At 63.4% G+C, this 15152-nt stretch carries 12 protein-coding genes; 11 read left to right on the top strand and 1 reads right to left on the bottom strand.

The genetic code is table 11. The annotated features are described in order from the left end of the window. The 9 genes from murD (at position 1) to lpxC (ending at position 10407) form a co-directional block, all read left to right on the top strand. A complete protein-coding gene (gene murD, locus VC352_RS15690) occupies positions 1-1347 on the top strand; it encodes a UDP-N-acetylmuramoyl-L-alanine--D-glutamate ligase (RefSeq protein ID WP_322980460.1) in 1347 nt (448 codons plus the stop codon). After that, a complete protein-coding gene (ftsW, locus tag VC352_RS15685; protein WP_322980459.1) occupies positions 1347-2579 on the top strand; it encodes a putative lipid II flippase FtsW in 1233 nt (410 codons plus the stop codon). The genes murD and ftsW overlap by 1 nt, the downstream gene beginning before the upstream one ends. Continuing rightward, positions 2569-3639, top strand: coding sequence for an undecaprenyldiphospho-muramoylpentapeptide beta-N-acetylglucosaminyltransferase (gene murG, locus VC352_RS15680; RefSeq protein WP_322980458.1), 1071 nt, complete (start codon positions 2569-2571; stop codon positions 3637-3639). Before ftsW ends, murG begins: the two co-directional genes overlap by 11 nt. 34 nt (positions 3640-3673) lie before the next feature. Then, positions 3674-5074, top strand: coding sequence for a UDP-N-acetylmuramate--L-alanine ligase (gene murC, locus VC352_RS15675; RefSeq protein WP_322980614.1), 1401 nt, complete (start codon positions 3674-3676; stop codon positions 5072-5074). Further along, complete coding sequence (locus tag VC352_RS15670; RefSeq protein ID WP_322980457.1) at positions 5071-6012, top strand: D-alanine--D-alanine ligase; 942 nt, start codon at positions 5071-5073, stop codon at positions 6010-6012. The genes murC and VC352_RS15670 overlap by 4 nt, the downstream gene beginning before the upstream one ends. 3 nt (positions 6013-6015) lie before the next feature. After that, complete coding sequence (locus VC352_RS15665) at positions 6016-6882, top strand: cell division protein FtsQ/DivIB (RefSeq protein ID WP_322980456.1); 867 nt, start codon at positions 6016-6018, stop codon at positions 6880-6882. Positions 6883-6898: 16 nt separating this feature from the next. After that, complete coding sequence (gene ftsA, locus VC352_RS15660) at positions 6899-8146, top strand: cell division protein FtsA (protein WP_322980455.1); 1248 nt, start codon at positions 6899-6901, stop codon at positions 8144-8146. A gap of 44 nt (positions 8147-8190) precedes the next feature. After that, positions 8191-9384 carry a cell division protein FtsZ gene (gene ftsZ, locus VC352_RS15655; protein ID WP_322980454.1) on the top strand — a complete coding sequence of 398 codons (1194 nt, stop codon included), beginning with the start codon at positions 8191-8193 and terminating at the stop codon, positions 9382-9384. A 111-nt stretch (positions 9385-9495) separates the two neighbouring features. Continuing rightward, positions 9496-10407: a UDP-3-O-acyl-N-acetylglucosamine deacetylase gene (lpxC, locus tag VC352_RS15650; RefSeq protein ID WP_322980453.1), complete on the top strand. Its 912-nt coding sequence runs from the start codon at positions 9496-9498 to the stop codon at positions 10405-10407. Positions 10408-10536: 129 nt separating this feature from the next. On the opposite strand, the gene VC352_RS15645 is transcribed toward lpxC, so the two are convergent. Then, positions 10537-10992, bottom strand: a complete 456-nt coding sequence (locus VC352_RS15645; RefSeq protein ID WP_322980452.1) for a DciA family protein — start codon at positions 10990-10992, stop codon at positions 10537-10539. Positions 10993-11174: 182 nt separating this feature from the next. Between VC352_RS15645 and VC352_RS15640 the strand changes: the two genes are divergently transcribed. Both VC352_RS15640 and secA read left to right on the top strand, forming a co-directional pair. Further along, positions 11175-12095: a M23 family metallopeptidase gene (locus tag VC352_RS15640; protein ID WP_322980451.1), complete on the top strand. Its 921-nt coding sequence runs from the start codon at positions 11175-11177 to the stop codon at positions 12093-12095. Positions 12096-12340: 245 nt separating this feature from the next. Beyond that, the gene (secA, locus tag VC352_RS15635; RefSeq protein ID WP_322980450.1) at positions 12341-15076 is read left to right on the top strand and encodes a preprotein translocase subunit SecA; all 2736 of its coding nucleotides are present in this window, start codon (positions 12341-12343) and stop codon (positions 15074-15076) included. The last annotated feature ends 76 nt before the right edge of the window (positions 15077-15152 follow it).

The following is a 15152-nucleotide window of genomic DNA, read 5'->3' as shown; positions in this document are numbered from 1 at the left end:
GTGTCGTTGATCGCTTCCGACCAATTCCGCATCGTTGTCGGCCTCGGCAAGAGCGGCATGTCCCTGGTGCGCTTCCTGGCGCGTCAGGGCGTGCGCTTTGCCGTGGCCGATACGCGCGCGAATCCGCCGGAGCTGGAAACGCTCAAGCGTGACTATCCGCAGGTGGACGTGCGCTGTGGCGAGTTGGACGTGGACTTCCTCTGCCGTGCCGCGGAGCTGTACGTGAGTCCAGGCCTGGCCGTGGCGACACCTGCGTTGGCCGAAGCGGCTGCACGCGGGGTGAAGCTGTCCGGCGACATCGACCTGTTCGCGCGTCACGCCAAGGCGCCGATCGTCGCCATCACCGGCTCCAACGCCAAGAGCACCGTCACCACCCTGGTCGGCGAGATGGCCGCTGCGGCCGGCAAGCGTGTCGCCGTGGGTGGCAACCTCGGTACGCCGGCGCTGGATCTGTTGGCCGACGATGTCGAGTTGTACGTGCTGGAGCTGTCCAGCTTCCAGTTGGAAACCACCGATCAGCTCAATGCCGAAGTGGCCACCTGCCTGAACATCAGCGAAGACCACATGGATCGCTACAGCGGGCTGCCGGCTTATCACCTGGCCAAGCACCGCATCTTCCGCGGCGCCCGGCAGGTGGTAATCAACCGTGACGATGCACTGTCGCGTCCGCTGATCGCCGATCAGGTGGACTGCTGGGAGTTCGGCCTGGGCAAACCTGACTTCAAGCGCTTCGGCCTGCTCGAAGAGAATGGCGAGAAGTCCCTGGCGTTTCGCTTCGAGGCGCTGCTGCCGGTGAGCGAGCTGAAGATTCGCGGCGCGCACAATCAGTCCAATGCCTTGGCGGCGCTGGCACTCGGTCATGCTGTTGGCCTGCCGATGGACGCCATGCTCGCCAGCCTGCGTCAGTTCGCCGGTTTGCCGCACCGCTGCCAGTGGGTCGGTGAGCGGGCTGGCGTTAACTATTACGACGATTCCAAGGCCACCAATGTCGGTGCCGCGCTGGCGGCCATCGAAGGCCTGGGTGCGGATATCGCCGGCAAGCTGGTACTGATCGCCGGTGGTGACGGCAAGGGCGCCGATTTCTCTGCGCTGAAGCAGCCCGTCGCACGCTTCTGCCGCGCCGTGGTGTTGCTGGGTCGTGATGCCGAACTGATCGCTGCCGCTCTGGGTGATGCCGCGCCGCTGGTGCGGGTAAGAACCCTCGAAGAAGCGGTGCAGCGCTGCAGCGAGCTGGCCGAGGCCGGTGATGCCGTGCTGCTGTCGCCGGCCTGTGCCAGCCTGGATATGTTCAAGAACTTCGAAGAACGCGGTCGCCTGTTCGCCCAGGCCGTGGGAGGGCTCGCCTGATGCTGGGCTTCCTGCGCGTTCGTCCGTCGCCGCTGCTGGGGCGCGGCTTCGATGTCGACTTCCCCATGCTGGCCGGCTGCCTCGGCCTGCTCGGCCTGGGCCTGGTGATGATCACCTCGGCTTCGTCCGAGGTGGCGGCAGCGCTGTCCGGCAACCCGCTGTACCACATGATCCGCCACATCATTTATCTGGTGATCGGCCTGGGTGTGGCTGGCGTGGTGCTGATGATCCCCATGAGCTTCTGGCAGCGCTACGGTTGGATGATGCTGCTGGCCGCCTTCGGCCTGCTGGTGCTGGTGCTGATTCCGGGGATTGGCCGCGAGGTCAACGGTGCGCGGCGCTGGATCGGCTTCGGCGCCTTCAACGTGCAGCCTTCGGAAATCGCCAAGGTCTTCGTCGTGGTCTATCTCTCCGGCTACCTGGTGCGACGCCAGGAAGAAGTACGCGAGAGCTGGATGGGCTTCTTCAAACCCTTCATCGTCCTGCTGCCGATGGCCGGCCTGCTGCTGCTGGAACCGGACTTCGGTGCCACCGTGGTGATGATGGGCTCGGCCATGGCCATGTTGTTTCTCGGCGGCGTCGGTCTGTTGCGCTTCGGCCTGATGGTGGCGCTGGCCGTGGGGGCGGTGTTCGTCCTGGTGCAGACCCAGGAATACCGCCTGCAGCGTCTGATCACCTTCACCGACCCCTGGGCCGATCAGTATGGCTCCGGTTACCAGCTGACCCAGGCGCTGATCGCCTTCGGCCGTGGCGAATGGTTCGGCGTCGGCCTGGGCAACAGCGTGCAGAAGCAGTTCTACCTGCCCGAAGCGCATACCGACTTCGTCTTCTCGGTGCTGGCGGAAGAGCTGGGCCTGGTCGGCTCGCTGCTGACCCTGGCGTTGTTCGTCTTCGTCTGCATACGCGGCCTGTACATCGGCCTGTGGGCCGAGAAGGCCAAACAGTTGTTCTCTGCCTACGTCGCCTACGGCCTGTCGTTCCTGTGGATCGGCCAGTTCCTGATCAACATCGGCGTGAATACCGGCCTGTTGCCGACCAAGGGCCTGACCCTGCCGTTCCTCAGCTACGGTGGTTCGTCCCTGGTGATCTGCTGCATCAGTCTGGCGATCCTGCTGCGTATCGAGTGGGAAAGCCGGCACGTGCTGGGTAACGAGGATGTTGAGTTCGACGAGTCGGATTTCGCCATCGAGCCGCCATCCTTCGTTCTCGAGGAGCCTCGCCATGCGCGGTAACGTCCTGATCATGGCCGGTGGCACTGGCGGGCACGTGTTCCCGGCGCTGGCCTGCGCGCGTGAGTTCCAGGCGCGGGGTTATAGCGTGCACTGGCTGGGTACGCCGCGTGGCATCGAGAACGAGCTGGTGCCGCAGGCTGGGCTGCCGTTGCACCTGATCAACGTCAGCGGTCTGCGTGGCAAGGGCAAGCTGTCCCTGCTCAAGGCGCCGTTCCAGCTGCTGCGCGCACTGCTGCAGGCGCGTCGCATCGTGCGTGAGCTGCAGCCGGTGTGCGTGCTCGGCATGGGCGGTTACGTCACCGGGCCGGGGGGGCTGGCCGCACGCATGGCGGGTGTGCCGTTGATCATTCATGAGCAGAACGCCGTGGCCGGTACTGCCAACCGCTTGCTGTCGCGTATTGCCACACGCATCTGCGAGGCCTTCCCGAACACCTTCGTGGTTTCCGACAAACGCCGTACCACCGGCAATCCGGTGCGTGAGGAACTGTTCCTGGAGACGCCGCGCGAGCCACTGGTCGGACGCAAGCCGAAGCTGCTGGTGCTCGGCGGCAGCCTGGGCGCCGAGCCACTGAACAAACTGCTGCCCGCTGCGCTGGAAAAACTGCCTGGCGATATCCGCCCGCAGGTCTTCCATCAGGCTGGCAAGCAACACGCCGAGATCACTGCGGAGCGTTATCGCGATGCTGCGGTCGAAGCCGAGGTCGCGCCCTTCATCAAGGACATGGCGCGCGCCTATGGCTGGGCCGATCTGGTGATCTGCCGCGCCGGTGCGCTGACCGTCAGCGAGCTGGCCGCCGCCGGCCTGCCCTCGATGCTCGTGCCGCTACCGCACGCCATCGACGATCACCAGAGCCGCAATGCCGAATACCTGGCGAAGGAGGGCGCTGCCGTTCTCCTTGCGCAACATGCCACTGACGCGGCCAAGCTCGCCGCGCAGCTCACCGAGGTTCTGATGCACCTGGAAAAACTCACCGCCATGGGCGCCACCGCGCGCCGCCTGGCCAAGCCCGATGCCACCCGCACGGTGGTCGACATCTGCCTGGAGGTGGCCCGTGGCTAAGTCTCCCGCCGCCGTCAAGGCTGAAGTCCGGCGCATGCGCCGCATCCGCCGCATCCACTTCGTTGGCATCGGTGGTGCCGGCATGTGCGGTATCGCCGAAGTGTTGATGAACCTGGGCTATGAAGTGTCCGGCTCCGACCTCAAGGCTTCGGCCGTGACCGAACGCCTGGAAAACTTCGGTGCCACCATCTTCATCGGTCACCGCGCCGAGAACGCCGAGCAGGCCGACGTACTGGTGGTCTCCAGCGCCATCAATACGGCCAACCCGGAAGTGGCCACTGCCCTGGAACGCCGTATTCCGGTGGTGCGCCGCGCCGAGATGCTCGCCGAGCTGATGCGCTATCGCCACGGTATCGCCGTCGCCGGTACCCATGGCAAGACCACCACCACCAGCCTGCTGGCCTCGGTGTTCGCCGCTGGCGGCCTGGATCCGACCTTCGTCATCGGTGGCCGGCTGAATGCCGCTGGCACCAATGCCCAGCTCGGCTCCAGCCGCTTCCTGATCGCCGAAGCCGACGAGAGCGACGCCAGCTTCCTGCATCTGCAGCCGATGGTTTCGGTGGTCACCAATATCGACGCCGACCACATGAGCACCTATGGCGGCGACTTCAATGTACTGAAGAAGACCTTCATCGAATTCCTGCACAACCTGCCGTTCTACGGTCTGGCCGTGCTCTGCGTGGATGACCCGGTGGTACGCGAGCTGCTGCCGCAAGTCGGCCGCCCGACCGTCACCTACGGCTTCTCCGACGATGCCGACGTGCGTGCGATCAACGTACGCCAGGAAGGCATGCGCACCCATTTCACCGTGCTGCGCCCGGACTGCGAGCCACTCGACGTGTCGGTCAACATGCCGGGTAACCACAACGTGCTCAATGCGCTGGCGACCATCGCCATCGCCACTGACGAAGGCATCGACGATAGCGCCATCGTCGCCGGTCTGTCGGGCTTCCAGGGCGTCGGTCGGCGCTTCCAGGTCTACGGCGAACTGCCGGTGGATGGCGGCAGCGTGATGCTGGTCGACGACTACGGTCATCACCCGCGCGAAGTCGCTGCCGTGATCAAGGCCGTGCGCGGTGGCTGGCCGGAGCGCCGTCTGGTGATGGTCTATCAGCCGCACCGTTACAGCCGTACCCGCGATCTGTACGACGATTTCGTGCAGGTGCTCAGTGAATCCAACGTGCTGTTGCTGGTTGAGGTCTACCCGGCCGGCGAGGAGCCGATTCCCGGTGCCGACAGCCGTCAGCTGTGCCACAGCATCCGTCAGCGCGGTCAGCTCGACCCGATCTACGTCGAGCGTGGCGCGGATCTGGCGCCGCTGCTCAAGCCGCTGCTGCGTGCCGGCGACATCCTGTTGTGCCAGGGCGCTGGCGATATCGGCGCGGTGGCGCCGCAACTGATCAAGCACCCACTGTTCGTCGGGGAGTCGAAATGAGTTTGCACAGTACCCTCGATCCCAAGGCCTTCGGTCGCGTCGCCGTGCTGTTCGGCGGCAAGAGCGCCGAGCGTGAGGTGTCGCTGAAATCCGGCAATGCCGTGCTCAGCGCCCTGCAGGCGGCTGGCGTGGACGCCTTCGGCATCGACGTGGGTGATGATTTCCTGCAGCGCCTTGCCAGCGAGAAGATCGACCGCGCCTTCATCGTGCTGCATGGCCGTGGTGGCGAGGATGGCTCCATGCAGGGCCTTCTCGAGTGCGCCGGCATTCCCTACACCGGCAGCGGCATCCTGGCGTCCGCCCTGGCCATGGACAAGCTGCGCACCAAGCGCGTGTGGCTCAGCCTCGGGCTGCCGACGCCGAATCATGCCGTATTGGCCAGCGAGGCTGATTGTCACGTCGCCGCGACTGAACTGGGCTTCCCGCTGATCGTCAAACCGGCCCATGAAGGTTCGAGTATCGGCATGGCCAAGGTGGAATCCCTGGACGCCCTGATCGCCGCCTGGCAGGACGCTGCGCGTTATGACAGTCAGGTGCTGGTGGAGCAGTGGATCGCCGGCCCGGAATACACCATCGCCGTGTTGCGCGGCGAGGTGCTGCCGCCCATTGGTCTCGGCACGCCGCACACCTTCTACGACTACGAAGCCAAATACCTGGCCGATGACACCCAGTACCGCATCCCCTGTGGTCTGTCGGCGGAGAAGGAAGCCGAGCTGAAAGACCTTACCGCGCGTGCCTGCGAAGCCGTGGGCACCCAGGGTTGGGCGCGCGCCGACGTGATGCAGGACGCCAACGGCCAGTTCTGGCTGCTGGAAGTGAATACCGTACCGGGCATGACCGATCACAGCCTGGTGCCGATGGCCGCGCGTGCCGCCGGTCTGGATTTCCAGCAGTTGGTGCTGGCGATCCTGGCCGACAGCGTCGAGGCGAGGGGTTAACTCATGGTCACGGCCGTGCGTCATCAGGACTCGCTGAGGGCTCCGCTACGCGGCAAGCCCGTGCCGCGTGGCGCCAGCCGTCTGGTGGCCAAGGAGCCGGTGCGCCTGCGCCTGCCCAAGGCGGATTTTTCCTGGGCTGGCCGCTTGCTCTGGCCGCTGGTGCTGGTTGGCCTCGGCTTCGGTGCCTACGAAGGCGCGCAGCGCCTGCTGCCCTACGCCGACCGCCCGATTGCGCGCATCAGCGTGCAGGGCGATCTGGCCTACGTCAGCCAGGAAGCGGTGCAGCGGCGGATCGCGCCCTTCACCCAGGGCAATTTCTTCAGCGTCGACCTGCGCAGCATGCGCGAGGAGCTGGAGAGCATGCCCTGGATCGCCCACGCCGAAGTGCGCCGTGTATGGCCGGATCAGATCGATGTGCGCCTGGAAGAGCAACTGCCCATCGCCCGTTGGGGTGACGAGGCGCTGCTCAACAACCAGGGCCAGGCGTTCGCCCCGCAGGAGCTGAACAACTACCAGCACCTGCCGCAGCTGTCCGGCCCGCAACGCGCGCAACCGCAGGTCATGCAGCAGTACCAGATCCTCAGCCAGTTGCTGCGGCCGATGGGCTTTACCGTGGTTGGGCTGCAGTTGCGCGAGCGTGGCAGCTGGTTCCTCTCGGCCACCGAGAATGCCAGCGGGCAACGCATCGAGATGCTGCTGGGGCGTGATCACATCGTGGAAAAAATGCGTCGGTTCGCGGCTATCTACGAGCGCGAGCTGAAAGAACAGAGCGCGAACATCGCGCGCATCGACCTGCGTTATGCCAACGGCCTGGCCGTGGCCTGGCGTGAGCCGGTGGAGCCGGCTGCGGCCGAGCAGAAAGTGAATTGAGAAGAGGCAGGACACTATGAGTAGCGCGCAAAGCGGCAAGATGATCGTCGGCCTGGACATCGGCACCTCCAAGGTGGTGGCGCTGGTGGGCGAGGTGACGAGCGATGGCCAGCTGGAAATCGTCGGCATCGGCACTCATCCGTCGCGCGGGCTGAAAAAGGGCGTGGTGGTCAATATCGAATCCACCGTCGCATCGATCCAGCGTGCCGTCGAAGAGGCGCAGTTGATGGCCGGCTGCCGCATCCACTCGGCGTTTGTCGGCGTGGCCGGCAACCACATCCGCAGCCTCAACAGCCACGGCATCGTCGCCATCCGCGACCGTGAAGTCAGCGGTGCGGACATCGAGCGCGTGCTCGACGCCGCCCAGGCCGTGGCCATCCCGGCGGATCAGCGCGTGCTGCACACCCTGGCGCAGGATTACGTGATCGACAACCAGGAAGGCGTGCGCGAGCCGCTGGGCATGTCCGGCGTGCGTCTGGAAGCCAAGGTGCACGTGGTTACCTGCGCCGTCAACGCCGCTCAGAACATCGAGAAGTGCGTGCGTCGCTGCGGTCTGGAAGTCGACGACATCATCCTTGAGCAGCTGGCATCCGCGTACTCGGTACTGACCGAAGACGAGAAGGAACTGGGCGTGTGCCTGGTGGATATCGGCGGTGGCACCACCGATATCGCCATCTTCACTGAAGGCGCGATTCGTCACACCGCGGTGATTCCGATTGCCGGTGACCAGGTTACCAACGACATCGCCATGGCCCTGCGTACGCCGACCCAGTACGCCGAGGAAATCAAGATTCGCTACGCCTGCGCCCTGGCCAAACTGGCCGGTGCCGGTGAAACCATCAAGGTGCCCAGCGTCGGTGATCGTCCGCCGCGTGACCTCTCGCGCCAGTCTCTGGCCGAGGTGGTCGAGCCGCGTTACGACGAGCTGTTCACCCTGATCCAGGCCGAGTTGCGTCGCAGCGGCTACGAAGACCTGATTCCCGCTGGCATCGTCATGACTGGCGGTACGGCGAAGATGGAAGGCGCGGTCGAACTGGCCGAGGAGATCTTCCACATGCCGGTGCGCTTGGGCGTGCCACATAGCGTCAAGGGCATGGGCGATGTGGTGCGCAACCCGATCTATTCGACCGGTGTGGGGCTGCTGTTGTACGGGCTGCAGAAGCAGCACGACGGCATTTCCATGTCGGTTGGCAGTCCTTATCAGGACGAAGGCAAAACCCCGGTACTCGAGCGCATCAAGCGCTGGGTACAAGGCAATTTCTAATTTTGCAGTAGGCGTTACACAACTAGAAAGGAAGGAGAGGGATCATGTTCGAATTGGTAGATAACGTTCCACAAAGCGCGGTGATCAAGGTCATCGGAGTCGGCGGTGGCGGCGGTAACGCGGTCAACCACATGGCGGTGAGCAACATCGAGGGCGTCGAGTTCATCTGCGCCAACACCGACGCTCAAGCGCTGAAGAACATCGGTGCACGCACCGTGCTGCAACTCGGCCCGGGCGTGACCAAGGGGCTGGGCGCTGGCGCCAACCCTGAAGTCGGCCGTCAGGCCGCGCTGGAAGACCGCGAGCGCATCGCTGAAGTCCTGCAGGGCACCGATATGGTGTTCATCACCACCGGCATGGGTGGTGGTACCGGTACCGGCGCTGCGCCGGTGATCGCCGAAGTGGCCAAGGAGCTGGGCATCCTCACCGTTGCCGTGGTGACCCGTCCGTTCCCGTTCGAAGGCCGCAAGCGCATGCAGATTGCCGACGAAGGCATCCGTGCGCTGTCCGAGAGCGTCGACTCGCTGATCACCATTCCCAACGAGAAACTGCTGACCATCCTCGGCAAGGACGCCAGCCTGCTGTCCGCCTTCGCCAAGGCCGATGACGTGCTGGCCGGTGCCGTGCGCGGTATTTCCGACATCATCAAGCGTCCGGGCATGATCAACGTCGACTTCGCCGACGTGAAAACCGTGATGAGCGAAATGGGCATGGCCATGATGGGCACTGGCTGCGCCAGCGGTCCGAACCGTGCGCGTGAAGCGACCGAAGCGGCCATCCGCAACCCGCTGCTGGAAGACGTCAACCTGCAGGGCGCGCGTGGCATCCTGGTGAACATCACTGCCGGCCCGGATCTGTCCCTGGGTGAATACTCGGACGTGGGTAACATCATCGAGCAGTTCGCCTCCGAGCACGCCACCGTCAAGGTCGGCACCGTGATCGACGCCGACATGCGCGACGAACTGCACGTCACCGTGGTCGCTACTGGCCTCGGCGCGCGCATGGAAAAACCGGTCAAAGTGGTCGACAACACCGTTCAGGTCGCAGCCAGCCAGCCGGTTGCCCAGCAGCCTGTTAGCCAGCCGCGCGGCGAGCAGTCGGTCAACTACAAGGACTACGAGCGTCCGACCGTACAGCGCCAGAGTCACGGCGGCGCGGCAACCGCAGCCAAGCTCAATACTCAGGACGATCTCGATTACCTGGATATTCCGGCTTTCCTGCGTCGCCAGGCTGATTGATGGAATGTATCAGGACTATATGGGTGATTGGTGTTCAGCAAAGGTCGGTTCTGCTATCATCCCCGACCATTGTTGAAAACAGTTCGCAACTAGCGATATAGCGGCCAAGCCATGATCAGACAACGCACCCTGAAGAACATCATCCGTGCCACCGGCGTTGGCCTGCATTCGGGGGAAAAGGTTTACCTGACCCTGAAGCCGGCTCCGGTGGATACCGGTATCGTGTTTCGTCGTACCGATCTCGACCCGATCGTGGAAATCCGCGCATTGGCCGGGAATGTCGGTGAAACCACCATGTCGACCACGCTGGTCAATGGTGATGTCAAGGTGGATACGGTAGAGCACCTGCTTTCGGCCATGGCAGGCCTGGGCATCGATAACGCCTACGTCGAGCTCTCCGCATCCGAAGTACCGATCATGGATGGCAGTGCTGGCCCATTCGTATTCCTGATTCAATCCGCTGGCCTGCAGGAGCAGGAAGCGCCGAAGAAGTTCATCCGCATCCTGCGAGAGGTCACCGTGGAGGAGGGCGACAAGCGCGCCACCTTCATACCTTTCGACGGCTTCAAGGTGAGCTTCGAGATCGACTTCGATCACCCCGTGTTCCGCAATCGCACGCAGAGCGCCAGTGTGGATTTCTCCAGCACGTCTTTCGTCAAGGAAGTCAGCCGGGCCCGCACCTTCGGCTTCATGCGTGATATCGAGTTCCTGCGTTCGCAGAACCTGGCACTCGGTGGCAGCGTGGAAAACGCTATCGTGGTCGACGAGTATCGTGTACTCAACGAAGACGGCCTGCGTTACGAGGACGAATTCGTCAAACACAAGATTCTCGATGCCATCGGTGACCTGTACCTGCTGGGTAACAGCCTGATCGGCGAGTTCAAGGGCTTCAAGTCCGGTCACGCACTGAACAACCGTTTGCTGCGTACCCTGATCGAGCAGACCGATGCCTGGGAAATGGTGACCTTCGAGGACGCCAAGCTCGCGCCGATCTCCTACATGCGCCCGGTAGCGGCCGTGTAAACACCCTCTTTCTTGCTTTTATTCAGGCCACCTTCGGGTGGCCTTTTTTATGCTCGGGCATTTTGCGAGTGGTCGTTTCAGAGGGAGTCGTCGATTTGGCGTCAGTTTTTCAGACGAGCGGCCGACGGCTCAGTCCGCTTCGTCGGTGTGACTGGCCAGACGCTGCAAAGCCGCGCGCAGTCTGGGGTCGCTGATCCCTTCTGCGCTGGCCTGGATGTTCTCGGAGGCCGCCTTGGACAACCGAAGGGTGCGACCGGTTCCACGACTATGACCGCTTTGCGGTTGCACCTTGAACAGGATTTTCGTTAAGGTCGCGAACTCTTCCAGCGCCTGCAGCTGCCTTTGCAGCCGGCGCTGCTGGTAACGCAATCGCGTTGCCCAGTGACCATCGGTCACGATCAACAATAGGCAGCCTCCGCGCCAGGACGCGACATGACAGTGTTCACGGGCGGCAGGTTGTAGCTGGCTTTCGACAAGACGCTGCAGATGAGCGAGGCGCTGAGCCTCGTTGAACAGCGCTTTCAGGGGCTTGGCTTCGCGTAACAGCGTGGCGGGCGCCTGAGCCGGCAAGGGACGAAACGACATGGCAGGAAGCCTTGAGCTGCGGAGACGTCATGGTAGCAGAGCGTGCTACCAGCTTGTGCTCCGCCATTATCAGGCCACGGGAAACACTGGCACTGGCCGCCACGAACGCCCCATTCCGGGCTCTTCGCTGGCGCAACAGGTCATTGGCGAAGTGGTTTTCAAGTGGCCTGTCAGGGGAAACCATGCACATCATCTTGCTCAACAGTCGACAGGGTTCGGCTCGTACCATCCATCTCAATCTGCGCTGGCTATCGCTGGCCGCACTGCTGACGGTTTCACTGAGCCTGGCGGCTGGCGCGGCACTGGGCGCCAAGTGGTTCACGGCTGCGCCGCTATCTGACAGTCGCCTGGCCGCCGCGCTCGATGAGCAGCGCCAGCAGGTCGGTGCGGTGCGTGAAGATGCGCAGCGGCAACTGGATGCCTTCGCCGCCCATGTCGCCGAACTGCAGGCCCGCCTGACCCGCCTCGATGCCCTGGGTGAGCGCCTGACCGAATTGGCTGATATCGATTCCAGCGAGTTCGACTTCTCGCTGAACGTCGGCCAGGGCGGTGCCGAGGATGCCCTGGGCGCTTCCGCCTATGCGCCCCCGCCGTTCATGAATGCGCTCGACGAGCTGGCCTTGCGCGTGGACAGCCGCGAACAGCAACTGGAAGTGCTGGAGCAACTGCTTGGCGAACGCCGCATGAACGAAGCTGAAACCCTCTCCGGGCGGCCGGTATTGCAGGGCTATATCTCGTCGCCCTTCGGTCGTCGCGTGCATCCGTTGACCGGCCGCGTCAGCGTGCACAAGGGCATCGACTTCGCTGCCAAGCGCGGCAGTGACGTGGTGGCGGTCGCTGCCGGCGTGGTGACCTTCTCGGGGCGCAAGAATGGCTACGGCAACGTGATCGAGCTCAGTCACTCCGATGGCTACACCACGCTGTATGCGCACAACCGCAGCAACAGGGTGCAGGTAGGTGATCTGGTGCAGCGTGGCCAGGCCATTGCCGAGGTCGGTAGCACCGGACGCTCGACGGGCGCGCACGTGCACTTCGAGGTCAGCAAGGACGGCCGCCCGGTCAATCCGACGCTGTATATCGCGCGCAACAGTGGCGTGGAGTGAGGCCGTGCCACTTTGCCGCGGTCTTGAATTAGCCTTTCGCCATCCCCATCTAGAACGCTGAAGTGATGCACCGTGAAGCGCTGGGTGCGCTGCGCTGAGCAGAACACCCGCGCCATCGTGTGCCGAGAACGTCGCTTTCCTCCCGGGTTTTTCCGGGTAGAATGCCCCCTTCGTCCGCAGCCATGCTGGCTGCCAGGTCGTCATTGACGGCGGCCTCCATCCATTCGCCGGAAGACCCTGCCGATATGTTTGCGCCTTTGTTGAAAAAACTTTTCGGAAGCAAGAATGAGCGTGAAGTCAAACGCATGCTCAAAGCGGTGCAGTCCGTGAACGCCCTGGAAGAGCAGATGATCGCGCTCTCGGACGAGCAGCTGCGGGGCAAGACCGGAGAGTTCAAGGCTCGTCTGGCCAAGGGCGAAACCCTCGACCAGATCCTGCCGGAGGCTTTTGCAGTGGCCCGCGAGGCCGGCAAGCGTGTGATGGGCATGCGTCACTTCGACGTACAGCTGATCGGCGGCATGACCCTGCACGAAGGCAAGATCGCCGAGATGCGCACCGGTGAGGGCAAGACCCTGGTGGGTACCCTGGCCGTCTACCTCAATGCACTGTCCGGCAAGGGCGTGCACGTGGTGACCGTCAACGAATACCTGGCACGCCGCGACGCCAACTGGATGCGTCCGCTGTACGAATTCCTCGGCCTGTCCGTCGGTATCGTCACCCCCTTCCAGCCGCCGGAAGAAAAGCGCGCCGCCTACGCCGCCGACATCACCTACGGCACCAACAACGAATTCGGTTTCGACTACCTGCGCGACAACATGGCCTTCAGCCTGGAAGACAAATTCCAGCGCGAGCTGAATTTCGCCGTGATCGACGAAGTCGATTCCATCCTCATCGACGAAGCCCGTACGCCGCTGATCATTTCCGGTCAGGCCGAGGACAGCTCCAAGCTGTACATCGAGATCAACAAGCTGATCCCGCGCCTCAAGCAGCACATCGAGGAAGAGGAAGGCGTGGTGACCCAGGAAGGTCACTACAAGGTCGACGAGAAGACCCGTCAGGTCGAGCTCAACGAGGCTGGCCACCAGTACGTCGAGGAGATGCTTACCGCAGCCGGCCTGCTGGCCGAAGGTGAAAGCCTCTATTCCGCGCACAACCTCGGCCTGCTGACTCACGTCTATGCCGGCCTGCGCGCGCACAAGCTGTTCCATCGCAACATCGAATACATCGTGCAGAACGGCCAGGTCATCCTGATCGACGAGCACACCGGCCGTACCATGCCGGGCCGTCGCCTGTCCGAAGGCCTGCACCAGGCCATCGAGGCCAAGGAAGGGGTGAACATCCAGGCTGAGAGCCAGACGCTGGCTTCGACCACCTTCCAGAACTACTTCCGCCTGTACGCCAAGCTGTCCGGCATGACCGGTACGGCCGATACCGAAGCGTTCGAATTCCGCCAGATCTACGGCCTGGACGTGATGGTGATCCCGACCAACAAGCCGGTCGCGCGTAAGGACTTCAACGACCTGGTCTACCTGACCCAGGAAGAGAAGTACCAGGCGATCATCGCCGACATCAAGGACTGCCAGGCCCAGGGTCGGCCGATCCTGGTCGGCACCGCGACCATCGAGACTTCCGAGTACGTCAGCCAGTTGCTGAACAAGGAAGGCATCGAGCACAAGGTGCTCAACGCCAAGTTCCACGACAAGGAAGCCGAGATCATCGCCCAGGCCGGTCGCCCCGGCGCGCTGACCATCGCCACCAACATGGCCGGTCGTGGTACCGACATCCTCCTCGGCGGTAACTGGGAAGTGGAAGTCGCTGCCCTGGAAAACCCCACCGACGAGCAGATCGCGCAGATCAAGGCCGAATGGCAGAAGCGTCACCAGCAGGTGATCGAAGCCGGTGGCCTGCATGTGATCGCTTCCGAGCGTCACGAATCGCGTCGTATCGACAACCAGTTGCGTGGTCGTGCCGGTCGCCAGGGTGACCCGGGCTCCAGCCGTTTCTACCTGTCGCTGGAAGACAACCTGATGCGCATCTTCGCCTCGGATCGGGTGAAGAACTTCATGAAGGCCCTCGGCATGCAGTCCGGTGAGGCCATCGAGCACCGCATGGTCACCAATGCCATCGAGAAGGCCCAGCGCAAGGTCGAAGGCCGCAACTTCGACATGCGTAAGCAACTGCTCGAATTCGATGACGTGGCCAACGAGCAGCGCAAGGTGATCTACCACATGCGCAACAGCCTCCTGGCATCCGAGAACGTCGGCGATACCATCGCCGAGTTCCGTGAGGACGTGCTGGGCGCCGCCATCAACGGCCACATTCCGCCGCAGTCGATGCCGGAGCAGTGGGACGTGGCGGGCCTGGAGTCGACCCTGCAGAGCGACTTCGGCATCAAGCTGCCGATCCAGCAGTGGCTGGACGAAGACGACAAGCTGTACGAGGAAACCCTGCGCGAGCGCATCCTTGCCGAGCTGATCGCTGCTTACAACGAGAAGGAAACTCAGGCCAGCGCCGAAGCCCTGCGTACCTTCGAGAAGCAGATTCTGCTGCGCGTGCTGGACGACCTGTGGAAGGATCACCTGTCGACCATGGATCACCTGCGTCACGGTATCCACCTGCGTGGTTACGCGCAGAAGAACCCCAAGCAGGAGTACAAGCGCGAGTCCTTCACCCTGTTCCAGGAGCTGCTTGATTCCATCAAGCGCGACACCATCCGCGTGCTCGGTCACGTGCAGGTGCGCCGCGAAGACCCGGCCGAAGAAGAAGCCCGCCTGCGCCGCGAAGCCGAAGCCTTGGCCGAGCGCATGCAGTTCCAGCACGCCGACGCCTCTGCGCTGGCCGAAGAGGACGGTAGCGCCGAAGAGGGTGATGTTGCGGCAGCCGTTGCGCCGGTACGTAGCGAGAACAAGGTCGGTCGTAACGAACCCTGCCCTTGCGGTTCGGGCAAGAAGTACAAGCACTGCCACGGCCAGATCGGTTGAACCTGGCTGTTGCGCGCCGTTAAAGGCGCTTGCAGTAGAGAGGGCTTCGGCTATGCTGTCGCCGCCCTCGATGACG

This window comes from Pseudomonas sp. C11, from assembly GCF_034683865.1.
In the GTDB taxonomy this organism is placed as follows: Bacteria; Pseudomonadota; Gammaproteobacteria; order Pseudomonadales; family Pseudomonadaceae; genus Aquipseudomonas.
Note: the sequence above shows the minus strand (reverse complement) of the source record. Positions and strands in the feature narration are given on the sequence as shown.